Origin of the sequence: Priestia flexa NBRC 15715, from assembly GCF_001591565.1 — a bacterium.
Classification (GTDB): Bacteria; Bacillota; Bacilli; order Bacillales; family Bacillaceae_H; genus Priestia; species Priestia flexa.
The window spans coordinates 1-24,250 of record NZ_BCVD01000002.1 but is presented as its reverse complement, the minus strand read 5'-3'; the positions used below and the strand labels follow the sequence as shown (position 1 = coordinate 24,250).

The window sequence follows — 24,250 nt, the reverse complement described above, 5'->3', positions numbered from 1 at the left end:
AATAGAGAGATTAAACAAATCATGCTCAAGATTACTTGAGCATGATTTGTTTTATGAGGAAAAAATTTAGCGATAGGAAGATTTAAAAAGATGCGAATGTTAAATGAAGCGTATTTAAAAGATGCATATTCAAGTCGAACCTACTATAGAGGTCATACATATTATCAACAACAGCGAGTAACAGACTTAGAATACAATGAACAAACGAAAACATGGATAGGGTTTGTTGAAGGAACGGAATCATATACGGTTATGATTCAAATGAAAGAACAAGGTTACGCTTCTTCTTGTGAATGCCTAGCTTATCATGAGTTTGGTGAATGTAAGCATGAGGTAGCGGTTCTTTTAGCCATTTGTGAACAACAAGCAACAAAAACTGACGTTGCATCAACATCTCGCCGGAAAAGCTATGAACACCAGCGCGTCAATTCTTTTATTCAATCCTTCGCAGATTTTCATCAATCAGTTATTGAAAGTGATAGCAGGGATGAGAAAGAACAATTATCGGTTGAATATATTTGTAAGTCGCATTCAGAACGCTTTTCTAGAGACGGAGAGCTCTACTTAACAATTGAGGTAAAGGTAGGGGTTGAGCGTACCTATGTTGTGAAGGATTTACGGTCTTTTTTAGATGATGTAGCTGAGGATGAACCGCATGAATTCACCAAGCGGTTTTCATATGATCCGGTTGTACATTATTTTGCGAAAGAAGATGAAGTCGTTCTTAACCTTTTACAGCAAATTGTCGAAAGCGAACGCTTTTATAAACAAACCTATGCTTCTCCGAGGCGAACCGTTACTAACAAAGATCTTGTTATCCCGACGTCTGTAGCAAAGTCACTCTTACACGCACTTCAAGGAAGAGACTGGACTTTTGTTCATGAAGATGAGACGTATAGAGATGTGTTACTGAAAAAAGAAGGCCTTCCATTTTCTTTTTTTATTGATGAAAATCAAGCCAAAGAGTTTCAAATTAATTTTCGGGACCTAGATGAAGCTTCTTTTTTTAATCGTTATCATTGGATTTTTGCGAGTGGTCATTTTTATGAACTCACGAAGAAGCAGCGGAAGCTTGTAGAAGGATTACTGGAAAACATGCCGGTTCAGCCGGTTCTATCAGTTGATGATGAACAGATGGGAACGTTTTTATCACAAGTAGTACCTGGCCTACGCAAAGTAGGAGAAGTGAAAATTTCACAAGCAGTAGAAAATCAAGTTATGTCTCCGCCATTACAGGCAAAGCTGTGGGTAGAGAAAGAAAGCGAACAGCTTCTTGTGACGCTTGAATATCACTACGGTGATTTTATGATTAATCCCTTTCAGAATACCGATGAAAAACCTAAGTTTATTCTGGTACGAGATATGGAAAAAGAAGCAATTATTATGGATATTATTGAACATGCACCCATTAATATTTATAAAAACCAGCTTTACCTTCAGCAAGATGAAGAAGCGATGTTTGAATTCTTATTTCGTATTCTTCCTCAACTTGAAGAACTTGTAGACATCCGTATAAGTGAAGAAGCAAAGCAAGAAACCCTCTATGATGCTTCAAATTTGATCACAAGCATTGATTTAGAACAGCAAAACAATCTATTAGAAATCAACTTTGACTTGGCTGGAATCGATGAAAAAACGGTGCAAGAAGTTCTTAGGTCTGTCCTTGAAAAGAAAAAATATTATCGTTTAAACAATGGAGCATTTCTTTCTCTTGAGCAAGATGGATTTCAGAGGATTCAGGACTTGTTTACAGAGCTAAATGTGAAAAAAGAAGAGCTAGAAGAGAATCGCCTTCACGTTCCGCTATATAAAGGAATGCAAGTTGAAGAAATTCTTGGTCAATCACAGGAGGCTAAAGGTCGATTAAGCGAAGCGTTTCAAACGCTTGTTAAACGTATCGGATCACCTGATCAAAGTAATTGGCGTATACCTTCGGGGCTGCATGCAGAGCTTCGAGACTATCAGTATACGGGATTTCGGTGGTTTAAATCTTTATCAACCTATTCATTAGGCGGTATACTGGCTGATGATATGGGGCTTGGAAAGACGCTTCAAACCATTGCTTATTTACTTTCAGAAAAAGAACAAGACGCTGTATTGCATCCATCTTTAATTGTTGTACCAGCTTCCTTAGTTTACAACTGGAAGAATGAATTTGAGAAATTCGCGCCTTCTTTAAAGGTGCACACGATTGCTGGAACTCCAAAAGAGAGAAACGATTTGCTTCAAGAGAACGCAGATATTTTTATTACGTCTTACCCAACGCTTAGACAGGATATGTCGTTATATAAAGAAAGAGAGTTTCATGCTCTAATTTTAGATGAAGCTCAAACGATTAAAAACTATGCTACGAAAGCGGCAGCAGCGGTACGGGCAATATCTGCTCCAAAGCGATTTGCATTAAGCGGTACACCGATAGAGAACTCACTTGAAGAGCTATGGTCTATTTTTCAAACGATATTACCTGGATTGTTACCAAGTCAGCAAGGGTTTAAAAAGATGACCTCAGAGCGGATTAGCAAATTAGTGCGCCCGTTTATTCTCCGTCGCGTGAAAAAGGACGTTCTAAAAGAACTTCCTGATAAAATTGAAACAACGCAGCGCTCAGAGCTGTCAAAAGAACAAAAAGAGCTGTACGTTGGATATTTAGAGCAATTAAAAAGCTCGTTAACTACAGAAGATTTTCAGCGAAACCGTATGAAAATTTTAGCTGGCTTAACGCGTTTACGTCAAATTTGCTGTCATCCAGCTCTCTTTATTGAAAACTACGAAGCTGAGTCCAGCAAGCTGGAACAGCTACTTGAAACCGTTCATCAAGCATTAGCTAACGGAAAGCGGATGCTAATTTTTTCACAGTTCACGAGCATGCTTCATATCATTAGAGAAAAGCTTGCAGAACAGAACATTTCCTTTTTCTATTTGGATGGCCAAACAGATGGAAAAGACCGAGTAGAGATGGCCAACCGTTTTAATAAAGGCGAGCATGATATTTTTCTAATCTCGTTAAAAGCTGGTGGGACAGGGCTGAATTTAACGGGTGCAGATACCGTAATTCTATATGATTTATGGTGGAACCCAGCGGTTGAAGAACAGGCTGCCGGACGAGCCCATCGCCTTGGTCAAAAGAATGTTGTACAAGTAATTCGCTTAATTGCGCAAGGAACGATTGAAGAAAAAATCTATGAGATGCAGCAGAAGAAAAGAGAGTTGATTAGCCAGGTAATTCAACCGGGTGAAACGATGCTAACAAGTCTATCGGAAGAGGAACTGCGAGAACTTTTAGAGATGTAGCTCACATGAAAGGAAGATAAAATGAAACGCTTTGCTTTTGTATCAGATTTTGATGGTACCATTTCACAAAAGGATTTTTATTGGATTGTGATTGAAAAACATTTTCCTGAAGGTAGAAAGCTATATAAAGAATGGAAGTCAGGTAAGCTGAAGGACATTGACTTTTTGTCAACTGTCTTCAGCTCAATTAACCAAACAGAGGACGTCATTTTACAAGACATTGATGGAATTGAAATTGATCCTGGAGTTCCTGCTTTTATTCAAGAAGTACAAAAAAGAGGAGGAGATTTTTATGTTTTAAGCGCAGGTTCAGATTACTATATTCGACCTCTTCTGAAGAAGCATGGTGTAGAGAATGTGGAAGTACTTTCAAATACCGGTGTGTTCCATGAAAAAAATGTTCACTTGCAAATTGATCCTAAGCACTGGAGCTATTCTGAGCGTTATGGAATTGATAAATCGTTAGTTATTCAGGATTTCAAGAAAAAATATGAGCAGGTCTATTTTGCCGGTGATAGTGAACCAGACTCACACCCAGCGGCTTGCGCAGACATCACGTTTGCAAAAGCTGCTCTTCAAGATTTGTTAGATGAAAAGAACGTTCCGCACGTAAAAGTAGCGTCCTTTCAAGAAATTACATCTTATTTTAATCAACAACATTTGTGGAACTAAGCATATATACGAAAGGAAAGTTAACAGCATGATTACATTTGAAACAGTCGTAGCAGATACACATTATATCGTTGAAGAAATGTTAAAATCGACGAAGACGAAAAACATAAAGTCAGTTGGTGAGCAGCTGCTAATTAAGTTAGAGGACACGTATATTGGCTATGTGCATACTGAAACCGTTAAGAATATTTGTCACATTCATACTTTTGTGATTCATAAAGATTATCAGGGGTATAGTTTTGGAACGCAAGCTTATCTCTTATTTGAAGAGAAGTGTCATGGGGATCAAATAAAGCTAAACGTCTCTGAAGACAAAAGGTACAATCAGTTTTGGGAACGACTAGGGTTTGCAGTAGCTGATAGCAATCCAACCACTTTTGTCAAAATGATCTTGTCATAAAAGACCACCTTCAAGCTTGAAGGCGGTCTTTTTTTATGATTAGCGCATTCTTTTGGCACCAGCGTATTTATCTTGCCAATAATCATCCGTTAAATAATCAATGGTGACGCCTTCTTTATGTTTAGCATGTATCATACGGTTTTTACCAATGTAAACACCTGCGTGCGAAATTCCGCTGCGGTATGTATCTTCAAAAAAGACAACGTCTCCGACTTGTAGGTCTTCTTTTTTAACGTATGTACCAAAGTTCCACTGTTGATCCGTAGAACGTGGGAGCGCTACGTTATATGCTTCTTTGAATACATATTGAATAAAGCCCGAACAATCAAAACCAACTTCTGGACGTTCTTCTCCAAATTGATACGAAACGCCTAGCTGCTCTCGACTCTCCGAGACAATTTTATAGTCTGGAAATGAAAAGGTAGAGGCACTGAGTCTTTTCGCTTTGATAAAATGTGCATTCCAAAATGAACTATCTTTGAAACTTTCTTTAACCACTTCACCTTTTGAAGTAGAAGGGAAAATCATCTCTCCATCTCCAATATAGATTGCAGCGCTTGTAATGGTAGATGAGCTTGTAGAGAAGAATAACAGATCTCCGGTTGTTAAATCACTTTTATTCACTTCTGTTCCTAACTCACCTTGCCCTTCTAACGTGCGCGGCATATCTACATTTAAAGCTGTTTCTACTACATAGTAAATGAACCCTGAGCTATCGAATCCTTCTGATTTTGTTTCACCACCGCTTACATAGTCGATTCCTGATAATTCAGCAGCCGTCTTCACCACTTTAGTAGTATCCATTTCCGCTGCTTTGAACTCAGTAGGGGTGGTCCAAAGTAAGCTGATACCTACAATAGATGCAGCAATTAGTTGATGCTTTTTCATTTTCTTCCTCCTATCCATTTGTAAAAAAGATTACCTTTTGAATTATGACTTAGAAAACCTTGGATTTCGAGATTCTTTTTTCCTGCAGTGAAATACCTATCTAGAAACCTTTCAATTAATAGAATTGACCTAATATGTTAAATGTTCTGACAACTATCTTGTGTATCAGACATTTAAATGATAAAATCAATTTAACCGAAAAACGGAATTTAAGTTCCATTTTTCGGTACAACAAGATAGATAAGGGGATGAAGAAATGAAACGAATTGACGTGAACTGTGATTTAGGTGAAAGTTATGGCGTTTATAAGATTGGAAATGATAGAGAGATTTTAAAGTTTGTTTCTTCGGCTAATATCGCGTGTGGCTTTCATGCTGGAGATCCAACCGTCATGCGAGAAACCGTAAAACTTGCCTTGCATCATGATGTAGCTATTGGCGCTCATCCTGGTTTGCAGGATTTACGCGGGTTTGGACGTCGGAATATTCAAATTAGTCCTAGTGAAGCGTATGATTTAGTCGTATATCAAATTGGTGCACTCTACGGATTTGTAAAGGCGGAAGGAGGTACTATGCAGCATGTAAAGCCACACGGTGCTCTCTATAATATGGCGGCGAAAGATGCTGCATTATCAAAAGCAATTGCTGAAGCCGTATATGCAGTAAATCCAGAACTTATTTTATTCGGCTTATCTGGAAGTGAACTCATAAAAGCAGGAAAAGAAATAGGGCTTCAAACAGCAAATGAAGTATTTGCTGATCGTACATATCAAGAAGATGGTTCTTTAACTCTTCGAACAATGAAAGGTGCTTTAATCGAAGAAGATGAAGTAGCAATTAATCAAGTTATTGGAATGATTGAGCAAAAAAAAGTGCAGTCTCAACAAGGAACAACAGTGCCGATTCAAGCAGATACAGTTTGCATTCATGGAGACGGAACACATGCCTTGCAGTTTGCTCATGCACTTAACACAGCCTTTAAGCAAGCAGATATTACACGCGTCGCCGTATCATGCCGCTAATCGAGAGGAGAATTAATTATGGAGCCGGTAAAACAATCAAAAAAACAGCAACTGTCGCCAGTACCTAAGCTTAACTGGACGCTCATGATGGGGGCGGCCTTCTTAATGGCCACGTCTGCTATTGGTCCTGGGTTTCTAACTCAAACTACTGTTTTTACTCAAACGTTAGCAGCTAGTTTTGGATTTGTTATTTTAGTATCAATTATTTTAGATATCTTTGCACAAACCAACGTTTGGCGAATTATCGCTGTATCCGAAAAAAGAGGACAAGATATTGCGAACATGGTGTTGCCAGGCCTCGGTTATGTCATCGCTGGGCTAATTGTTATGGGTGGCCTTGCTTTTAACGTAGGAAACATTGCAGGAGCTGGATTAGGATTAAATGCCTTGTTTGGTATCGCACCTGAATACGGTGCAATTGTAAGTGCAATCATTGCAGTGGCAATCTTTTTAATTAAAGAAGCTGGAAAGGCCATGGATCGTTTCACACAGTACGCAGGCTTTGTCATGATTGGTTTAATGTTTTTTGTAGCGTTTAAAACGGCACCTCCTGTTGGAGAAGCTGTAGTAAAAACAGTAATGCCGGATACGATTGATATTGTTGCTATTGTCACGTTAGTGGGTGGAACGGTAGGTGGCTATATTACGTTTGCTGGAGGTCACCGACTATTAGATGCAGGAATAAAAGGTGTTGATGCACTACCACAAGTGACAAAGAGTTCTGTTGTAGGAATTTTAATCACGTCTGTTATGCGTATTGCGCTCTTTTTAGCAGTTCTTGGCGTTGTATCACAAGGGCTTCAAATAGATGCAAGCAATCCACCCGCTTCAGTCTTTCAGCTAGCGGCAGGAAATATTGGCTATAAAATTTTCGGAGTTGTTATGTGGTCAGCTGCAATTACGTCTGTTATTGGAGCTGCTTACACATCCGTATCGTTCATTCGTACATTTAGCAAACGCTTAGAGCAGCATCATAAATGGGTAATTATCGGCTTCATTATTGTGTCAACACTATGTTTTGTAGTCATTGGAAAGCCAGTTAAAGTATTGCTGTTAGTTGGTGCAATAAATGGATTGATTTTACCAATTGCTCTTGGAACGCTCTTAGTTGCTGCTTACCGAAAAGATATTGTAGGAGATTATAAACACCCTCTTTGGTTAACGATCTCGGGTAGCCTTGTGGTTATCGTGATGGCGTTAATGGGGGGATATACATTAATTGATCAACTGCCTTTATTATTTAAATAACTGAGCTGGAGGTGGATTATTTTATTCACCTCCGTATCGTTGAAAGGAGACCAAATATGAGTTACGCAACTGAAACACCTGAAAAAATTCGTAAGCTTATTCGTGAAATGAAAATTACTGGACCAACAGCAGGGATGGCGAATGGATACGCCCAAGCAAATCTAGCAATCTTAAAACAAGAACATGCGTATGACTTTTTACTATTTTGTCAGCGTAACCCAAAGTCGTGTCCATTATTAGACGTAACAGAGGTTGGATCACCGTATTTAACCGTTGCAAAAGGAGCAGATATTCGTACAGATTTACCTAAGTACCGCGTATATCGAGAAGGTGTATTAACGGAAGAAATAACGGATATTACATCGCTTTGGGAAGAAGATATGGTAGGTTTCTTGATTGGTTGCAGCTTTACGTTTGAAGACGCCTTGTTAAATAACGGTATACCTATCCGACACATTGAGGAGAAATGTAATGTCCCGATGTACAAAACCAATATTGAATGTAAATCAGCTGGCTTATTTAAAGGCGTAACGGTTGTAAGTATGCGTCCTATGCCTTCTCGAGACGTCCCTCGCGCGGTGCAGGTTACCTCGCGCTTTCCTTCCGTTCATGGAAGTCCTCTTCATATTGGTAGTCCAAAAGAAATAGGTATCCAACAAATTGATCATCCTGATTTTGGTGATGCAGTGACCATTCACGAAGGTGAAGTGCCTGTTTTTTGGGCCTGTGGAGTTACTCCACAAGCTGTTGCGATGGAGGTTAAACCGTCTATTATGATTACGCATGCTCCAGGGCACATGCTCATTACCGATATACGTGATGATGAGCTTGGAATTTTATAAACGAGGTGAAAGACATGATTAAAGCAGTAGATAACAAGAAAACAATCGCAGAGCTGACCCCACTTGGAGATTCGGCTGTGGTTGTAACATTTGGTTCAGAAATGAGCATTAGTACTCATAAACAAATCATGGCGCTTATGAATATGCTTGAAGATACACCGTTTGAAGGGTTTGTCGAGAGTGTCCCTGCATTTACAAACCTAACGATTTTTTACGACCCGCTTATTGTCTATCAAACATATCAAGGCAAAGATTCATCTTTAATATCTCCTTTTAAAATTGTTTCAGCTCTAGTAGAGAAAAAGCTTGCTAGTTTAACGCACCATAAAAATCAACCATCTCATACTGTAGAAATTCCGGTTTGCTACGGTGGCGAATATGGACCCGATTTACAAGATGTAGCGAAGATCAATGGCTTGACGTCTGATGAAGTTATATCCATCCACTCAAGTGGTGAATACCTCGTATATATGGTTGGATTTGCGCCTGGATTTCCATTCTTAGGCGGTATGTCAGAGAAAATCAAGGCACCGAGAAGGTCGTCTCCTCGCGCCAGCATTCCAAAAGGGTCTGTTGGGATTGCTGGAATGCAAACAGGCGTTTATCCCATCTCTACGCCTGGAGGATGGCAGCTGATTGGTCAAACGCCAAAGCCTTTATTTTTACCAGAGCAAAATCCACCTAGCTTACTTGAAGCAGGTAATATCGTCAAATTCATCCCTATTACACAGCATGAATTTTTAAAATTTACAAAGGAGAGATAAGTATGAGCATAAAGGTCTTAAAGCCAGGTTTACTCACGACTATACAAGACTTAGGACGAACTGGCTTCCAAAAACACGGTGTCTTAGTGAGCGGAGCTATGGATACGTATTCTTTGCGCGTAGCAAATCTATTAGTTGCGAACGATGAAAAAGAGGCTTGCTTAGAAATGACTTTAATGGGTCCAACAATTGAATTTGAAAAGGATTGTGTAATCGCTATCACTGGAGGTGATTTAGCACCGAGCATTAACAATGAACCCGTTCATATGTGGAAACCAATCTACGTGTCAAAAGGAAGTACCCTTCAATTTGGACCATGTAAAAAAGGGTGTCGAGCTTATTTGGCAGTAAAGGGTGGTTTTTTACTATCTCCTGTTATGAATAGTAAAAGTACCTATTTACGCGGCGAGTTAGGTGGTTTCAAAGGGCGCGCTTTACAGGCAAACGATGTAATTAAATTTACGGGTTCTCAACATCAGCATGTAAAGTTGGCAAGCCGTGTACATATGCCAAACTGGTACGTGAATTTTCACGAACGCTTACCGTTTGAAAAAAAGCCGATTATCCGTGTAATAAAAGGCAGTCAATTTGATTTGTTTACTAAAGAAAGTCAACAAGCCTTTAGTGAACAAGCCTTTAAAGTTAGTACTCAATCAGATCGCATGGGTTATCGAATTGCTGGTCCTGAAATGGTACTTACTGAAAAAGTAGAGTTGCTATCAGAAGCCGTAACGAATGGATCTATTCAAGTACCGCCAGACGGAAATCCAATCATTCTATTAGCAGATCGACAAACCACGGGTGGCTATCCAAAAATGGCTCAGGTTATCACGGCTGACTTACCAGTTCTAGCTCAGGTGAAGCCTGGAGAAAGCATTTATTTTCAATATATTACCCTAGAAGAAGCTGAACAAATTTATTTAGAAAACGAAAAAACTATGAAGCAGTTAGCGTGTTCAATTGCACTTTATCAAAAAGAAGCTTAAAAAATGAAAGGGGAGAAAAGGATGATTAATACTGCAGAATTAAAAGAGGTTATAGCTTTAATGAATGAAGGTGGCATTCAAAAGCTACATGTGGAACACGATGGAACAGTGATTGTTCTTGATAAAACACTAACGGAAGAAGCAACAAAAGTGTTAACGCCTAGTAAAAACAATGAGGTAGAACTCACACCTCCATTAAAAAATGAGGAGCCATCAAAAGCGGTCTGCGAAGTACGTTCTCCTATGGTCGGAACCTTCTACTCCTCTCCTGAACAAGGAGCTTCACCTTTTGTATCGGAAGGTGATAAAGTTCGTGCTAATGATATCGTCTGTATTGTAGAAGCAATGAAGCTTTTTAATGAGGTAGAAGCGGGAATTGAAGGAGAAATTATAGAGGTTCTTGTGAAAGACGGCGATATTGTTGAATACGACCAACCTCTATTTTTAATCAAACAATAAGCGCTAATAAGGAGTGAGACGATGTTTAAAAAAGTGTTGATTGCTAACAGAGGAGAAATTGCTGTTCGTGTGATTCGTGCATGTAAGGAACTTGGCATCAAAACCGTAGCTGTGTATTCTACTGGAGACCGCGATGCACTTCATGTACAGATGGCTGATGAAGCATACTGCATCGGTGGGAAAAGTCCTAAAGATAGCTACTTAAATAGTAAAAGTATCATCAGCGCAGCGGACGTGTCACATGCAGATGCGATTCATCCTGGGTATGGTTTTTTATCTGAAAGTGCACAGTTTGCAGATGCTTGTCTAGAGTATGGGATAACGTTTATTGGTCCTTCATCTCAGGCTATCTTAGATATGGGAGCTAAAGCAAAAGCTCGTGATACCATGAAGCGAGCAAACGTACCAATTGTACCAGGAAGCGACGGTTTAATTAAAAGTAGTACAGAAGCTACTGCGATTGCAAAAGAAATTGGCTACCCTGTCATTGTAAAGGCATCCGCTGGTGGAGGCGGTAAAGGAATGCGCACGGCTTTTAATGAAGAAGAGCTTCACAAAGCAGTTCGTCAAGCTCAGCAAGAAGCGGAAAAAGCGTTTGGAGACAAAGGCGTGTACTTGGAAAAGTTTATTGAAGACCCGCGTCATGTTGAAATTCAAATTTTAGCGGACAAGCATGGACACGTTGTTCACTTAGGAGAACGAGACTGCTCCATCCAAAGGCGTCATCAAAAGCTTATCGAAGAGTCACCGTCACCAGCGCTTAGCGAAAAGCTCCGGGATGAGATGGGAGATGCTGCTGTGAAAGCTGCAAAAGCAGTGAACTACTATGGTGTAGGTACGGTTGAATTTTTACTGGATAAATACGGTGCGTTTTATTTTATGGAAATGAATACGCGTATTCAAGTTGAGCACCCAGTAACAGAGTTAGTAACAGGGGTAGATTTGATTAAAGAGCAAGTTTTAGCAGCAGCAGGTTATCCGCTATCCTTCACGCAAGAAGACACTACTTTTTCTGGATGCGCAATTGAGTGTCGCATAAATGCGGAAGATCCTTGGCGTGATTTTATGCCTTCACCGGGAACAGTAACAGAGTACATTCCACCTGGAGGGTTTGGGGTACGCATAGATAGCGCAGTATATGCAGGCTATACAATTCCACCTTTTTATGATTCGATGATTGCTAAAGTGATTGTTTACGGAAAAAATCGTACGGAAGCTATTCAGCGCATGAAGCGTGCACTCAGCGAATTTTATATTAAAGGAGTGCACACAACCATACCGTTTCACTTATCCCTTCTAGAACATGAGAAATTTTTAGAAGGAGATTTTACAACGAAGTTTTTAGAAATATATGAGATTCAGCCAGAGCAGGTAGCAACAACTTTATAAGTAATAACAGAAGGCGCCTTTATACAGGGTGCTTTCTTTATTTTTATGTCTAATTAAAGGCGAAAAAACATCCTAAAATAAGGTACTTTCCGCTAGTTTGTTGTATAATAAAACAAAGATTGTGAAAATATGTTCAAATTAAAGGAGAGCGTGAGTATGCAGGATAAAAATAAAACGGTTGTGAAATCGATGAGCATTCTAACGCTGTTCATTGATCACCCTCGCCTTACATTCAATGAGTTAATGAATAAGACAAATATCCCTAAAACATCGCTGCACCGAATGCTTGGATCCTTAGAAGAAATGGGTTTTTTAACGAAAGATCCATATGGCCACTATGAGCTTGGGCTTCTTTTTTTGCAGTTTGGTCAGCTTGTAGCCGATCGACTAGATGTTAGAGGGCTTGCGCTGCCGATTATGCAAGCGCTTCGCGATGAAGTAGAAGAAGCCGTTAATCTGATCGTTCGCGATGGAGATGAAGCGATGTATATTGAAAAGATTGAAGCCGTGCACCCCGTACGTCTTTATACATCGATTGGACGAAAATCGCCGCTTTATGCTGGTGCTTGTTCTCGCATTATTTTATCTTTTTTATCATCTGAAGAGCAGCAGCGCTATTTAGAGGTAACCGATTTAAAACCACTAGGCATAGGCACAATTACCGACAAAGAAAAATTAAATGAAGAGCTTCATAAAGCACGTGTAAACGGCTATACAATTAGCCATTCTGAGCTTGAAGATTATACAACAGCTGTTTCAGCTCCAATCTTTAACCATAAAGGAGAAATTGTAGCGGGAATTAGCGTTGCAGGAATTGATGCACATTTTCATGAAGAAAGAATGCCATTTTTAATTAAAAAAGTAACAACGGCAGCAGCGGAGATTTCAGTGAAATTAGGATATATTCCTCAACACACATCTCCATTTGCGCAGTAATTTACATAAACGGAGGAGTTTACAATGAGACGATTAGAAGGAAAACGAGTCGCCCTTGCTGGTCAGCGAAAAGTAGAGGACATTAAAAAAATCGTAGAAAACTTAGGTGGGACGGCTCTTATTCGACCGGCACAAGGAACAATTTTTTTAGATGACACTCATCTTGAAGAAGACGTAAAAGATCTTGTTCAAGGTACGTACGACTGGTTTATTTTCACTACGGGTATTGGTACAGAAATCTTATACAATACCGCTGATAAAATGGGGCTAGCTTCTGAATTCCTAGCGGCATTAAAGAGCGCTAAAATCGGGGCTCGTGGCTATAAAACCATTAATATGCTAAAAAAGCTAGGCGTTACACCAACGGTTCGCGATGATGATGGCAGTACAGCTGGTCTGGTGCGAGAGTTAAAGAGTCACTCATTTGATGGATGTAAAGTTGCGCTTCAGCTTCATGGAGATCCTGCGCCTGCATTAATGACCTTTTTAAATGATCAAAACGCCAAGGCCAAAGATATTCTTCCTTATAAGCACATTCCTCCTCAAACTGACGTGATGGAGCAACTGTTAGATGAAATACTAACTAGGAAGGTAGACGCAGTCAACTTTACAAGCGCTCCTCAGCCTCGTAACCTTTTTTCCTTTGCGCGCGAAAAAGGAAAAGAACAAGAGGTTTTAGAAGCATTTGAGACAGACGTTGTGGCGTTATCAGTTGGAAAAGTAACGGCTGCTGCGTTAAATGATCAAGGCGTGAAGCGCGTGGTAGTTCCGCTTCAGGAACGAATGGGGAGCGCGATTGTAGCTCTAGAGCAATACTATCAGCAAACTATAGAGAAGTAATCAGGAAAATAGTACGCGTTTGCGTGCTATTTTTTTCTTCTATTTCACTAAGTCTTCCAATTATGAAATGAAATTGTAATATTTCATATAAATACATCGTGGTATAATTTTCGTAGTAAAAGACTATTTTTAGCTATTTTTCGACAATAATAGTTCGATATATACATAGAGGATTAGACAGATGAAGTAATGGAGGAATTTAAAGTGAATAAAAAAGCTATTTTTGCCAATGCAGCGGTTGTTTTAGGACTATCAAGCGTGTTTTCAACTGAAGCATTTGCCTCAACGATAAATGAAATGGAAAACCAAAAAACGACGATTCAACAAGAGCGTGAAGAACTACAAGGGAAAATTTCAAGCGCAAATGAAGAAAAGAAGCGTTTAGAAAAAGAACAAAGCAGCTTATCAGCTCAGTTGGAGCGTTTAAAATTAGCAGCTAAGGAAAACGAAAAGAAAGTAACGGATACAGAAGACAGCATTAAGCAGACAACTGAAAAAATAGACATCCTTCAAAAAGACATCGATACGCTAAATGAAAAGCTAGAAGAGCGCAATCAAGTTTTGGCTCAGCGTGCAAAAGCACTTCAAGAAGCTGGAGGCAGCGTTGATTATGTTCAAGTGCTTCTTGGTTCACAAAGCTTTTCGGATTTCGTTGACCGCTCGGTAGCTGTGTCAACAATCATTAGCGCAGACCGTGATATTCTAAAAGAAACTAAAGAGATGCAAGATGAAGTAGCACAGAAACAGTCTTCTGTAAAAGGTAAACTAAAAGATCTTGAAGCGATGAAAGAAGAGCTAAAGGGTATTAATGAATATTTAGCGGAGCAAAAAGCGGAGCAAGAAACCCTTGCTGCTCAGTTAAATGAAAAAAAATCAGAAAATGCACAGCAAGTAGCATCTTTAACGGAACAAGAAACAGATTTATCAACGCAAGAACAAACGTTAACAGACAGCATTGCAGCTAAAAAACAAAGAGAGCAAGAACAAAAAGAAGCAGCTGAAAAAGCTGAGCAGCAGGTAGCTACAGCTTCAGGTCAATCTATTGCTGAAAAAGCAGCTCCTGCTCAAGACAATGAAAGTACGAAAGCTACATCAAAAGCTACTGTTGAAGCACCAGCGGCTAAATCAGCTCCTGCTGCATCTCATTCTAATGTCGCAACGGTTGGGAATAAATGGATTGGTAATTCTGCATACGTATTTGGTGGAGGTCGTACCCAAGCGGATATCAACCGCGGATTCTTTGATTGCTCATCGTTTGTACACTGGGCATATTCACAAGTCGGCGTTGAGCTAGGACCTCGCGGCTATGTAAGCACTGAAACATTAAAGCATGCTGGTACACAAATTTCCGCTTCACAAATGCAGCCAGGCGACCTTGTCTTTTTTAACACATATAAAACAGATGGACATGTTGGCATTTATGTAGGAAATGGAAAATTCATTGGTGCTCAAAGTAAAGGCGTCGGCATTGCTGATATGACGCAAGGCTATTGGAAGAAAAAATTTAACGGACGCGTTGTTCGTATTTAACGTATAATTTTCTAAAAAATCATTCATACTAGATGGATGATTTTTTTAGGAGGTACGGCATGGATTTGGTACAAGATTGCATTAAGAAAGACTTAAGAATTCTATTTGTCGGTTTTAATCCAAGTATTCGATCAAGTGAAACAGGCTATCACTTTGCACATCCTCGCAATCGATTTTGGAGTATTTTATACAAGTCCGGATTAACACCACGACTTTATAAGCCTGAAGAGGATGTAGATTTACTAGATCTTGGTTATGGTCTTACGAATATTGTAGATCGTCCTACAAAAGCGGCAGCGGAAATTACGAAAGAAGAATATGAAGAAGGACGAAAGCAGCTCGCTCATAAAATTCGTACTTATCAACCAAAAGTCGTTTGCTTCGTCGGAAAAGGTGTCTACGAACAATACAGCAAACGCAGAAACGTTCCTTGGGGAATTCAAGAGGTTTCGGTTATTGAAGGGACAATTGACTTCGTGGCTCCTTCCTCAAGCGGCTTAGTGCGAATGAAAATAGACGATATTGTGGCCATTTACCGAGAGCTAGCAGATCTTTTTTACTAAAAGAAAAAAATAGACAAATAAGTTTGGAAAGGAGGAACCTATGAAACTTCGAGTATCAGCGGTTCAATATCATCTTCATACAATTCAATCCTTTGAGGAATTTGCTCATCAAGTTGAGCACTATGTCAAAACAGCAGAAGAATTTGGAGCAGAGTTTGTCATGTTCCCAGAATTCTTTACAACACAGTTAATGTCGATTGGTAACCACCAAGGACAAGCATTAACAATTCAGGATTTACCGGACTTTACCGAGCAGTATCGTTCTTTATTTATGAGCTTAGCCATTAAAATGAACATTCATATTATTGCAGGTACACACGTAATAAAAAGAGAAGGGCGTTTGTATAACGTAGCGCACCTTTTTTATCCAGATGGACGTATAGGTGAGCAAGCGAAGCTTCATATGACGCCAACGGAGCTACATGAGTGGGACATGACGCCTGGAGAAAACCTGCAGGTGTTTGAGACAACCAAAGGGAAAATTGCGATGCTTACGTGCTATGACATTGAATTCCCTGAGATTGTACGCATGGCAAAAGCAAAAGGTGCAGACGTAATATTCTGCCCGTCATGTACAGATGATCGTCACGGGTTTCACCGCGTACGCTATACGAGCCATGCAAGAGCAATTGAAAATCAAGTTTATGTAGTAAACTCGGGGACAGTAGGTTCACTCCCTACCGTCGATTTTATGCGCGCTAACTTTGGTCAAGCTGCAATCATTACCCCAAACGATGTTCCGTTTCCACCTAAAGGATTAATGGCTGAAGGTGAAATCAACCAAGATATGATTGTCACAGCTGACCTAGACTTGGAATTACTCTATAAAGTTCGAGAAAGCGGATCGGTAACAACGTGGCGTGATCGTCGTACAGATTTATATACCGATTGGGAAAAAGAAGAGGTCTTGATTCGATAAGGAGTGATGAATGTGTACCGAAGAGAGTTTTTTGTGTTTGACGAAAAAAAGCCTGTTCCCGCCATCATTCGAAATTATCACCAAGCTGATTTTCAAGATTTAATTGCTATTCAGCAAGAATGTTTTCCACCTCCGTTTCCGTCTGATTTATGGTGGAATATCGAGCAGCTTACCAATCACGTTACGCTATTCCCAGAGGGAGCATTGTGTATAGAAGTAAACGGTAAAGTAGTAGGAAGCATGACGGGATTATTAGTTCAGTTTGACCCTAAATCACCAAATCATACGTGGGCGGACGTTACGGATAGCGGTTATATTCGTAATCATGACCCAAACGGGAATTCATTATATGTTGTAGATATTAGTGTAGCCCCTGCTTACCGTAAGTTAGGGTTAGGGAAATGGATGATGACTGCCATGTACGATGTCGTCATTCATCTGAAACTAGACCGGCTAATAGGTGGAGGGAGGATGCCTGCTTACCACCTATATCAGGATAAGCTAACGCCAGAGCAATATATCCAAGAAATTTCAAAAGGTACCATTCAAGATCCTGTTATTACATTTTTGCTGCGCTGTGGTCGAACACCGCTTAAAGTGATAGAGAACTATTTAGAAGATGAAGAGTCTTGTAACTACGGAACGCTAATGGAATGGAAAAACCCATTTTTAGTACAAAAAAGCATCTCAGCTAAATGAGATGCTTTTTATCGTTTCACAACAGATTTTGGTTTGCTCATGGCTTTCTTTAAAACTTCGGTTAAGTACATATTACCCTCTGGATTGGTTTTTTGTAACAAGAAAGCAGTTGCTTCAATATCATCCATCGCACGGTGAGCATGTTCTCTAGAAATTCCATGTGCATCTAAGAGCGTTGTTAGCTTTTTATTGACAAATCCGTATTCTTTCCATTTTACTGATCTCATCGAGCAGTGCCATTTCAGGTCTTGTAAAAAGGAATAGCGCTTTAGTAAAAAGCTACGGTCAAAAGAAGCATTGTGCGCAATAATACCATCAGCTTGCTTAAACAACTCGATCACTTTTTCATCATTAAATCTTTGACCTTCCACCATTTCATTTGTAATCCCAGTTAGCCGAGTAATATGAGGATAAATTGGGTATGTCGGCATTTCAAATCCATTATAGCGGTCTAGCTCCGTGAGGGTTTGGAGCTGTTCGTCGTATTCATAAAGTAAAATTCCAAGTTCAATCATTTCACAACTAGCGGGACTTAAGCCGGTTGTTTCAATATCCACAAACGCGAGTATTTTAGACTGTCCAGACAAGACGTTCTCTCCCTTATCATTATGATTCTCTTATTCTACCATTGATTATCTAAATGGAAAAACCATTCCTTCGTGAGAATTGACGCGTTTCTTATAAATAAGGTAGAATGATGTTAGAAGTTTATATGGAATTCCCAAAGGGGAGTAGCTGCTACAGCAAGGTCGTCATTCCGAGAGAATCTCTCCGGCTTTGTTGGCAATATGTAATATTGTTAGCGAGACCTTTGCCAAATGTTTTTTGGTAAAGGTCATTTTAACCATCTTTACAAAAAACATTGTGAAGATGGTTTTTTTATTGGTTTCTACCTTAAAAGGTTGAAAATAAATTTCTGGGAGGAAAACAAATGAAAAAATGGTTGATAGGAATCCTAGCCAGCACGTCTTTTGCATTAGGTGGCTGTTCAATGCTGGAAGGAGCAAATGACGCACTCACATACGTAAACGAAGCGACAGACTATGTACAGGAGGCAAAAACATTTGCTGAAGAAGCACCCGAATTAGCACAGCAAGCCATTACAGATTCAAAAGCCGCAGCGGAATTTGAAACGAAACTAGAAGACATGAAAGGAGAAATTGAAAGCTTCAATGAGCTCAATGCCCCTGAATTAGCAGCTGACTTACACAACCAGGTACTAGAGCAAAATGAGAAAGCGCTAGACGGAATCAATACGTATCTAGAAAACATAGAGGGCGGAAAGTTGGATCCTGCAGCGCTTGAAAATACGGAGCTCTTTCAATCCATTCAAGACATCTCAAGCATCGTTAAACAAATTGAAGACTTGGGATTATAAATTCGTAACGAAAAGGGTATTGGATTTTAGTCCGATACCTTTTCTATATTAGCCATATTTTAGAACATAAAAAAAGCTCGTCTACAAGAGACGAGTGAAAAGGGGCATATCTATAAAAAAAGTACTGTCTTTACTATATAAGAGAAAAGTGAAAAAACGATGAAAAATTACCTTTTTATAAAAATTCTCTTAAAGAATAGTGAACAGAATGTCTGCTGTCTTTTTTTCTGTAATTCTAGTATTGTAAAGATAAAGACTTTTAATAAGGAGGAGTTTTAATGCGAATTGTGTCTTTATGCCCTAGCAACACTGAACTCATTGGTTATTTGCAATGCGAGCATTTACTTGTAGGGGTCGATAACTATTCAGATTGGCCGAACAGCGTGCAAAAATTACCGCGATTAGGTCCTGACTTGTCTATTGATATGGACTTGGTTGAGGAGCTGAAGCCAGATTTAATCTTAGCTTCTTTAAGCGTTCCTGGAATGGAGCGAAACATTGAAGAATTAAAAAAAAGGAACCTTTCTTTCGTTACGTTAAATCCTCAGTCCTTAAGTGATATTAGAAATGACCTTCTGACTGTAGGGGATTTAATTGGAGTAGGTACTTATGCAGAAAAAATTGTGCAGCGATTTGATAAAGAAATAACCTACTATAAAGAGTTAGCCCAGCGTATTACACACAAGCCCAACATCTACTGGGAATGGTGGCCAAAGCCTTTGTTTACGCCAGGTGGCTCAAACTGGCTAACTGAAATTAGTGCGCTTGCCGGAGCAAAAAATATGTTTGAAGATTACAGTGAACCAAGCGTTCAAACAACGTGGGAAGAAGTCAAAAAGAGAAAACCTCAAGCGATATGTCTTGCGTGGGTTGGGGTAGCCGAAAAGAACGTCAATAAAAAAGTGATCCAAAAACGTTCTGGTTGGGAAGAATTAAGACTGTCGGAAACGGATATACATATTTTAGAGGAGGCATTATTTTGCCGGCCATCTCCACGATTATTAGTTGGTCTTAAAAAGCTAGCTCAGCTGCTTCATCCCGCTATTTTTAAAGAGGATAAAGATGAAGATGTGCTACTATCAGTTTTAAAGGGTATGGAAGTTGACAAGCCTTAACCAACAAACTATGCTGTTACTACGAAAAAGAGAGAAAAGGAAGTGGTACATTGAAGCTAAATGACATACTCGAAACATTAACTAAGCGAAATCCAAACATTTTAGGCATGGATGAATTTTTACAGTTTGCCGTTTTGGTCCCACTTGTTCAAAAACAAGATGAGCTTCATGTGTTATTCGAAGTAAGGGCCCACCATTTGCGTAGGCAACCTGGTGAGATTTGTTTTCCTGGGGGTAAGATTGAACCAAATGATTCAACACCTCAAGATGCAGCAGTGAGAGAAACGACAGAAGAACTGGGTATTGAAAATAAAGCGGTTGAAAATGTCAAACCATTAGATTATATCGTGTCGCAATTCGGAACTATTATTTATCCGTATATCGGGGTTTTAAAAGATGATTTGCCACTACGTCCAAACCCTTCTGAGGTAGCGGAAATATTTACCGTACCCCTTTCGTTCTTTAAAGAGAATCCACCTGAAGTTCATCATATTCATTTTAAAGTAGAGCCTGATTCAACCTTCCCATTTGATGATATCATTGGAGGAGAAGATTATAATTGGCAAACACGCAAGATGGAAGAGCATTTTTATTATTATGAGAATCGTGTAATCTGGGGTCTAACTGCTAAGATTTTGCATCATTTCACCCAGTTATTAAATAAATAAAACAGGCGGTTACGACCGCCTGTTTTATTATAATGTCTTTAGAGCTTGTTCGATGTTTTTATCGCCTGCTAATAAGTCAAACGATTTTTTGTAAGTTCCTTCTTCTGTAAGGCTAGTAACCACAACCTTGGCTACGTCTTCACGAGGAATTGTTCCGCGCGTTAAGTTTGTGGCAACGTCTACTTTACCCGTACCAGCGTCGTTCGTCAATCCACCTGGTCGAATGATTGTATAGTCTAAACTACTTGCTTCTAGGATTTTGTCAGCATAGTGTTTCGCTACGTAATAAGGCTTTAAATTCTCATTCCAGTTTTCACGATGATGTGCTTGTAGGGCACTTACCATGATAAAACGATTAACTCCTACGTTTTCGGCTGCTTCAATTGATTTGGCTGCTCCGTCTAAATCAATTAGCAACGTTTTATCAGACCCGGTGCTACCTCCTGAACCGGCAGTAAAGACTACCGCATCGCAGCCTTTCATTGCTGCTTCTAATTCTTTTACCGTTCCTTCAAGGCTAGCATAGACCGCTTCAATATTTTCATTTTTTAGTTTCTCAAGCTGTTCTTCCTTACGAACCATTGCGCGTACGGTATATTGTTCATTAGCGTGTAATAGTCTTACAACTTTTTGACCGATTTGTCCATTGGCTCCAATAACTAATACTTTCATATACATTCTCCTTTCAGCTTTATTCTTTCTTTATTATTTCATACGATTCTTATGCACTCAAAAGTTATGCTTTAAACACTTTTAAAGTAAAAAAACAAAATAAATTTCATAAATAAGAAAATAAAATCATTTTAAAACGCTTTTTAACCATAAATTAGAAAATTCATATACCCTTATGACTATTTTTAGTATTTATTTGAATTTTGTTAAAAGCTCTTACATTCTTGATATACCAGGTTTCAGGGTCTAAAATGCTTCTTTTTTGTCTTTAAACTATACGAATAGAGTATATGGGACTATTGAAATTTTACTAATGAATGTTTTTTCTGATATTATTCTTTATGTCACTAATATTTTAGTCATTAAACTATTTTAATTCATTTTTTTCAATAGTTATGTTGAAAACGTAAAGGAGAGATAAAGATGAAATCAAATACGATTCAACATCTAGTTGCAGAGAGAGCGATGCTATCGCCAAATAAAGAAGCGTTAGTAGAAGGTGAACAACGATATACGTATGAAATGTTTTCTAATCAAATTAATCGAATTGCAAACTTTTTAGTAAGTCAGGGGGTCACAAAAGGAGATCGAGTTGGGATTTTAGCTCGTACAACCGCTGCTTATCCAACTGTTATGATGGCAATTGTAAAAATTGGAGCTGTTGTAAGCCCGCTTAGTGAAAATATGACACCTTACGAATTAGACCACATTATTGAAAGTGGAAAGTTAAAAGCGCTCCTACATCATCGAGAATTTTCAACGGTTGTGGAAGGGGCTAAAGCAATTGACCAATTGAACTTTACGGTAGTGCTAGAGCGGGAACCTAAGTTTAGTGAACAATTCAATCAATTTTCAGCAGAAGAACCTTCATTTGACTATGAAGTAACTGAAGAAGATACGGCTTTAATGATGTTTACGTCAGGTACAACAGGGAACGCAAAAGGCTGCATGATTTCACATGGTGGCGTTCGAAAATACTTAGAAAGCGGAAGAACAGAGGATTTAATTCATGTTGAAATGCACTATTTATTTGTGCATCCATTCTTCCATATGAGCTCAATGAACTCTATGTTTCACTGCATTAAAAGCGGCGTGACAATGGTTTGTTCAGAAGAGACCGAACCAGCACGGATTTTAGACATTATTGATAAAGAAAATATTACGCTATTATTAGCTTTGCCACCGGCTCTTACGTACTTATTAGAAGAGCTCGAGCAAAATCCTCGCGAAAACTTACCGTGGAAGCTAGCTTTATCAGGTGGAACAAAAGTACCTGAATCACTTATTCGTAACTTAGAAAAGCATGGTGTTACGGTAGCACAAGGTTACGGTAGTACAGAAGCTTGGGTGATCAGCGCCTGGGCACCTCAAATGAGCTGGGATAAAGTAAACTCTGTTGGAAAACCAATTGCAGGTGTTGAAGTAAAAGTAGTTAACCCTGAAACAAGAGAGGCAGTTGCAACAGGAGAAATTGGTGAAGTCCTTGTGAAAAGCCCGTACATCTTTAAGGGATACTGGGGGAATGAAGCGGCAACACAAGCTGTGTTACATGACGGCTGGTTATCTATGGGAGATGCAGGGAAGCTTGATGAAGAGGGATTCCTATACATTGATGGTCGCTACAAAGATGTCATTGTATATGGAGGAGACAATATTTATCCAGACCAAGTAGAAGATGTGATTTTAAGCATTGATGATGTGTTGGAAACGGCGTTAGTTGGTATGCCAGATGACTTATATGGAGAAGTTCCTTACGCGTATACGGTGCTAAGAGAAGAGTCTAGTGTAACAGAAACAGAGGTTAAAGAATACTGCAAAGAACGATTAACAGCTTATAAGGTTCCTAAAATCGTATTTGTACCTTCTCTTCCTAAAAACAGCGTCGGTAAAATTATGAAGAAAAAAGTAAAAGAGCTAGCTTTAGCTCATGCTTAAAAAATAAACAAAAAAAGCGGTGATTACACCGCTTTTTTTGTTTATTCGCTTAATGTTTTTGAAAGTTTCTGCATAATATGAATGTATTGTGAACGCTCTTCATCTGTCAGATGAGATAAAATACTGAGCCAAAAATCCGTACGCGTTTGCTGTAACGTTTCCACAACGTCTTTTCCTTTTTCAGTTAGCTCAATCCATACGCTGCGACGATTCTTCTTTTTATAAATGCGCGTTACGAGCTGTTCATCTTCGAGTTGATTTAACACAATGGTAATGGCACCTGGGGAAAGGCCAAGTACTTTTGTGATATCGCTAACAATACAGCTTTCTTTATCATAAACAGTTTTTAAGATTGTCTCTTTTGTAGGTGTAAGGTGGTAGGGAAGTAAGTCATACTTTTCACCGATCACGGTGTTTCGATACTTCACTAGCGCCTCTTTAATTTGATCAATGCTTTCTAACTGTTCTTTCACATTTTCTTTGTTATACTGCGTCAATCTGTGGAGCCTCCTCTAGATTCATACATTTGTACTAATTATTATAACATGTGTAAAGCTTTTGTATAAATGAAAGACCTTCTCTATTTGTGACAGTTTGATGAAGTCTAGATAGAAAAAAGTTAAATTTAATTTCCAAAATTCGTTAAATTATTATTTATTTCGTGCTATTATGATAGTATCAATAGCGCTTTCAGACAGATGTTTCGTTTCAAAAAGGGGTGTGTAAATGATTCTGGCTTTTCTCAGTCTTTCCTTTTCTTCTTAAAAATATTTACTTTTTGATAGACGAATATTTCTATATTTTTATATAATATAGTGAAACATACATATTTTTAAAAGAAAGACATATTGAGGTAAAGCCGAAATATGGGGGGATCACAATTACATGAAAAAGGTTATAGCAGCACTTTTAGCAAGTGCCACGTTGGTCAGCGGTTATATTGCATTTGATATGTATATGGACCATTCTGCACAACAAGCGGCAGCTACAGCGGCAGAAAAAGAACAAAAAGCTGTAGAGAAAGGGACTGACCCC

The 24,250-nt window shown here is 39.0% G+C and carries 24 protein-coding genes; 20 read left to right on the top strand and 4 right to left on the bottom strand.

The window, feature by feature from the left end:
* Positions 1-90: 90 nt before the first annotated feature.
* Genes BFL01S_RS00780 through BFL01S_RS00770 form a run of 3 tightly spaced genes read left to right on the top strand, consistent with a single transcriptional unit; the run spans position 91 to position 4,363 of the window.
* Complete coding sequence (locus tag BFL01S_RS00780; RefSeq protein WP_061784628.1) at positions 91-3,291, top strand: DEAD/DEAH box helicase; 3,201 nt, start codon at positions 91-93, stop codon at positions 3,289-3,291.
* 21 nt (positions 3,292-3,312) lie between these two features.
* The gene (locus tag BFL01S_RS00775; RefSeq protein WP_061784627.1) at positions 3,313-3,963 is read left to right on the top strand and encodes an MtnX-like HAD-IB family phosphatase; all 651 of its coding nucleotides are present in this window, start codon (positions 3,313-3,315) and stop codon (positions 3,961-3,963) included.
* Between the two features lie 28 nt (positions 3,964-3,991).
* Positions 3,992-4,363 (top strand): GNAT family N-acetyltransferase, encoded by a 372-nt coding sequence (locus BFL01S_RS00770; protein ID WP_061784626.1) that lies wholly within the window; start codon positions 3,992-3,994, stop codon positions 4,361-4,363.
* A 39-nt stretch (positions 4,364-4,402) separates the two neighbouring features.
* Here the strand turns inward: BFL01S_RS00770 and BFL01S_RS00765 are convergent, their stop codons facing one another.
* The gene (locus BFL01S_RS00765; protein ID WP_061784625.1) at positions 4,403-5,251 is read right to left on the bottom strand and encodes a C40 family peptidase; all 849 of its coding nucleotides are present in this window, start codon (positions 5,249-5,251) and stop codon (positions 4,403-4,405) included.
* 256 nt (positions 5,252-5,507) lie between these two features.
* Between BFL01S_RS00765 and BFL01S_RS00760 the strand changes: the two genes are divergently transcribed.
* The 13 genes from BFL01S_RS00760 (at position 5,508) to BFL01S_RS00700 (ending at position 17,447) form a co-directional block, all read left to right on the top strand.
* A complete protein-coding gene (locus BFL01S_RS00760; RefSeq protein ID WP_061784624.1) occupies positions 5,508-6,272 on the top strand; it encodes a LamB/YcsF family protein in 765 nt (254 codons plus the stop codon).
* An 18-nt stretch (positions 6,273-6,290) separates the two neighbouring features.
* Positions 6,291-7,520 (top strand): NRAMP family divalent metal transporter, encoded by a 1,230-nt coding sequence (locus BFL01S_RS00755; RefSeq protein WP_061784623.1) that lies wholly within the window; start codon positions 6,291-6,293, stop codon positions 7,518-7,520.
* A 56-nt stretch (positions 7,521-7,576) separates the two neighbouring features.
* Positions 7,577-8,362, top strand: a complete 786-nt coding sequence (locus tag BFL01S_RS00750) for a putative hydro-lyase (RefSeq protein WP_061784622.1) — start codon at positions 7,577-7,579, stop codon at positions 8,360-8,362.
* A gap of 14 nt (positions 8,363-8,376) precedes the next feature.
* A complete protein-coding gene (pxpB, locus tag BFL01S_RS00745) occupies positions 8,377-9,126 on the top strand; it encodes a 5-oxoprolinase subunit PxpB (protein ID WP_061784621.1) in 750 nt (249 codons plus the stop codon).
* Positions 9,127-9,128: 2 nt separating this feature from the next.
* Entirely contained in the window at positions 9,129-10,112 is a 984-nt protein-coding gene (locus BFL01S_RS00740) for a 5-oxoprolinase subunit C family protein (protein ID WP_061784620.1), read from the top strand.
* A gap of 21 nt (positions 10,113-10,133) precedes the next feature.
* Complete coding sequence (gene accB, locus BFL01S_RS00735) at positions 10,134-10,571, top strand: acetyl-CoA carboxylase biotin carboxyl carrier protein (RefSeq protein ID WP_061784619.1); 438 nt, start codon at positions 10,134-10,136, stop codon at positions 10,569-10,571.
* A gap of 21 nt (positions 10,572-10,592) precedes the next feature.
* A complete protein-coding gene (gene accC / locus BFL01S_RS00730; protein ID WP_025911068.1) occupies positions 10,593-11,960 on the top strand; it encodes an acetyl-CoA carboxylase biotin carboxylase subunit in 1,368 nt (455 codons plus the stop codon).
* A gap of 156 nt (positions 11,961-12,116) precedes the next feature.
* A complete protein-coding gene (locus BFL01S_RS00725) occupies positions 12,117-12,896 on the top strand; it encodes an IclR family transcriptional regulator (protein WP_061784618.1) in 780 nt (259 codons plus the stop codon).
* A gap of 24 nt (positions 12,897-12,920) precedes the next feature.
* Positions 12,921-13,736: a uroporphyrinogen-III synthase gene (locus BFL01S_RS00720; protein ID WP_061784617.1), complete on the top strand. Its 816-nt coding sequence runs from the start codon at positions 12,921-12,923 to the stop codon at positions 13,734-13,736.
* 204 nt (positions 13,737-13,940) lie between these two features.
* Entirely contained in the window at positions 13,941-15,266 is a 1,326-nt protein-coding gene (locus tag BFL01S_RS00715; RefSeq protein ID WP_061784616.1) for a C40 family peptidase, read from the top strand.
* 59 nt (positions 15,267-15,325) lie between these two features.
* Positions 15,326-15,829 carry a G/U mismatch-specific DNA glycosylase gene (gene mug / locus BFL01S_RS00710; RefSeq protein ID WP_025911062.1) on the top strand — a complete coding sequence of 168 codons (504 nt, stop codon included), beginning with the start codon at positions 15,326-15,328 and terminating at the stop codon, positions 15,827-15,829.
* A gap of 40 nt (positions 15,830-15,869) precedes the next feature.
* Positions 15,870-16,748, top strand: a complete 879-nt coding sequence (locus tag BFL01S_RS00705; protein ID WP_025911061.1) for a carbon-nitrogen hydrolase family protein — start codon at positions 15,870-15,872, stop codon at positions 16,746-16,748.
* Between the two features lie 12 nt (positions 16,749-16,760).
* Complete coding sequence (locus BFL01S_RS00700) at positions 16,761-17,447, top strand: GNAT family N-acetyltransferase (RefSeq protein WP_025911060.1); 687 nt, start codon at positions 16,761-16,763, stop codon at positions 17,445-17,447.
* Between the two features lie 8 nt (positions 17,448-17,455).
* Here BFL01S_RS00700 and BFL01S_RS00695 read toward each other — a convergent pair whose 3' ends face one another.
* Positions 17,456-18,034, bottom strand: coding sequence for an exonuclease domain-containing protein (locus tag BFL01S_RS00695; protein WP_061784615.1), 579 nt, complete (start codon positions 18,032-18,034; stop codon positions 17,456-17,458).
* A 344-nt stretch (positions 18,035-18,378) separates the two neighbouring features.
* Here BFL01S_RS00695 and BFL01S_RS00690 point away from each other — a divergent pair, with 344 nt between their 5' ends.
* From BFL01S_RS00690 to BFL01S_RS00680, 3 genes are all read left to right on the top strand, one after another.
* Complete coding sequence (locus BFL01S_RS00690; protein WP_061784614.1) at positions 18,379-18,825, top strand: DUF6376 family protein; 447 nt, start codon at positions 18,379-18,381, stop codon at positions 18,823-18,825.
* A gap of 278 nt (positions 18,826-19,103) precedes the next feature.
* Entirely contained in the window at positions 19,104-19,940 is an 837-nt protein-coding gene (locus BFL01S_RS00685; protein WP_061784613.1) for a cobalamin-binding protein, read from the top strand.
* A gap of 50 nt (positions 19,941-19,990) precedes the next feature.
* Positions 19,991-20,608 carry an NUDIX hydrolase gene (locus BFL01S_RS00680; RefSeq protein ID WP_025911052.1) on the top strand — a complete coding sequence of 206 codons (618 nt, stop codon included), beginning with the start codon at positions 19,991-19,993 and terminating at the stop codon, positions 20,606-20,608.
* Positions 20,609-20,635: 27 nt separating this feature from the next.
* On the opposite strand, the gene BFL01S_RS00675 is transcribed toward BFL01S_RS00680, so the two are convergent.
* Positions 20,636-21,280, bottom strand: coding sequence for an SDR family oxidoreductase (locus BFL01S_RS00675; RefSeq protein WP_025911050.1), 645 nt, complete (start codon positions 21,278-21,280; stop codon positions 20,636-20,638).
* A gap of 423 nt (positions 21,281-21,703) precedes the next feature.
* On the opposite strand from BFL01S_RS00675, the gene BFL01S_RS00670 reads away from it, so the two are divergent.
* Positions 21,704-23,215, top strand: coding sequence for a class I adenylate-forming enzyme family protein (locus tag BFL01S_RS00670; RefSeq protein ID WP_061784612.1), 1,512 nt, complete (start codon positions 21,704-21,706; stop codon positions 23,213-23,215).
* 41 nt (positions 23,216-23,256) lie between these two features.
* Here BFL01S_RS00670 and BFL01S_RS00665 read toward each other — a convergent pair whose 3' ends face one another.
* Positions 23,257-23,712 carry a MarR family winged helix-turn-helix transcriptional regulator gene (locus tag BFL01S_RS00665; RefSeq protein ID WP_061784611.1) on the bottom strand — a complete coding sequence of 152 codons (456 nt, stop codon included), beginning with the start codon at positions 23,710-23,712 and terminating at the stop codon, positions 23,257-23,259.
* Positions 23,713-24,250: the final 538 nt, after the last annotated feature.

Excerpts from the sequence above, each read along its gene's own strand:
- BFL01S_RS00670 (WP_061784612.1), top strand. The coding sequence starts at position 21,704 with ATGAAATCAAATACGATTCAACATCTAGTTGCAGAGAGAGCGATGCTA.
- BFL01S_RS00750 (WP_061784622.1), top strand. The coding sequence starts at position 7,577 with ATGAGTTACGCAACTGAAACACCTGAAAAAATTCGTAAGCTTATTCGT.
- BFL01S_RS00720 (WP_061784617.1), top strand. The coding sequence starts at position 12,921 with ATGAGACGATTAGAAGGAAAACGAGTCGCCCTTGCTGGTCAGCGAAAA.
- mug (WP_025911062.1), top strand. The coding sequence starts at position 15,326 with ATGGATTTGGTACAAGATTGCATTAAGAAAGACTTAAGAATTCTATTT.
- BFL01S_RS00770 (WP_061784626.1), top strand. The coding sequence starts at position 3,992 with ATGATTACATTTGAAACAGTCGTAGCAGATACACATTATATCGTTGAA.
- BFL01S_RS00775 (WP_061784627.1), top strand. The coding sequence starts at position 3,313 with ATGAAACGCTTTGCTTTTGTATCAGATTTTGATGGTACCATTTCACAA.
- BFL01S_RS00685 (WP_061784613.1), top strand. The coding sequence starts at position 19,104 with ATGCGAATTGTGTCTTTATGCCCTAGCAACACTGAACTCATTGGTTAT.
- BFL01S_RS00705 (WP_025911061.1), top strand. The coding sequence starts at position 15,870 with ATGAAACTTCGAGTATCAGCGGTTCAATATCATCTTCATACAATTCAA.
- BFL01S_RS00760 (WP_061784624.1), top strand. The coding sequence starts at position 5,508 with ATGAAACGAATTGACGTGAACTGTGATTTAGGTGAAAGTTATGGCGTT.
- pxpB (WP_061784621.1), top strand. The coding sequence starts at position 8,377 with ATGATTAAAGCAGTAGATAACAAGAAAACAATCGCAGAGCTGACCCCA.
- BFL01S_RS00765 (WP_061784625.1), bottom strand. The coding sequence starts at position 5,251 with ATGAAAAAGCATCAACTAATTGCTGCATCTATTGTAGGTATCAGCTTA.
- BFL01S_RS00780 (WP_061784628.1), top strand. The coding sequence starts at position 91 with ATGCGAATGTTAAATGAAGCGTATTTAAAAGATGCATATTCAAGTCGA.
- accB (WP_061784619.1), top strand. The coding sequence starts at position 10,134 with ATGATTAATACTGCAGAATTAAAAGAGGTTATAGCTTTAATGAATGAA.
- BFL01S_RS00740 (WP_061784620.1), top strand. The coding sequence starts at position 9,129 with ATGAGCATAAAGGTCTTAAAGCCAGGTTTACTCACGACTATACAAGAC.
- BFL01S_RS00690 (WP_061784614.1), top strand. The coding sequence starts at position 18,379 with ATGAAAAAATGGTTGATAGGAATCCTAGCCAGCACGTCTTTTGCATTA.
- BFL01S_RS00675 (WP_025911050.1), bottom strand. The coding sequence starts at position 21,280 with ATGAAAGTATTAGTTATTGGAGCCAATGGACAAATCGGTCAAAAAGTT.
- BFL01S_RS00755 (WP_061784623.1), top strand. The coding sequence starts at position 6,291 with ATGGAGCCGGTAAAACAATCAAAAAAACAGCAACTGTCGCCAGTACCT.
- BFL01S_RS00725 (WP_061784618.1), top strand. The coding sequence starts at position 12,117 with ATGCAGGATAAAAATAAAACGGTTGTGAAATCGATGAGCATTCTAACG.
- accC (WP_025911068.1), top strand. The coding sequence starts at position 10,593 with ATGTTTAAAAAAGTGTTGATTGCTAACAGAGGAGAAATTGCTGTTCGT.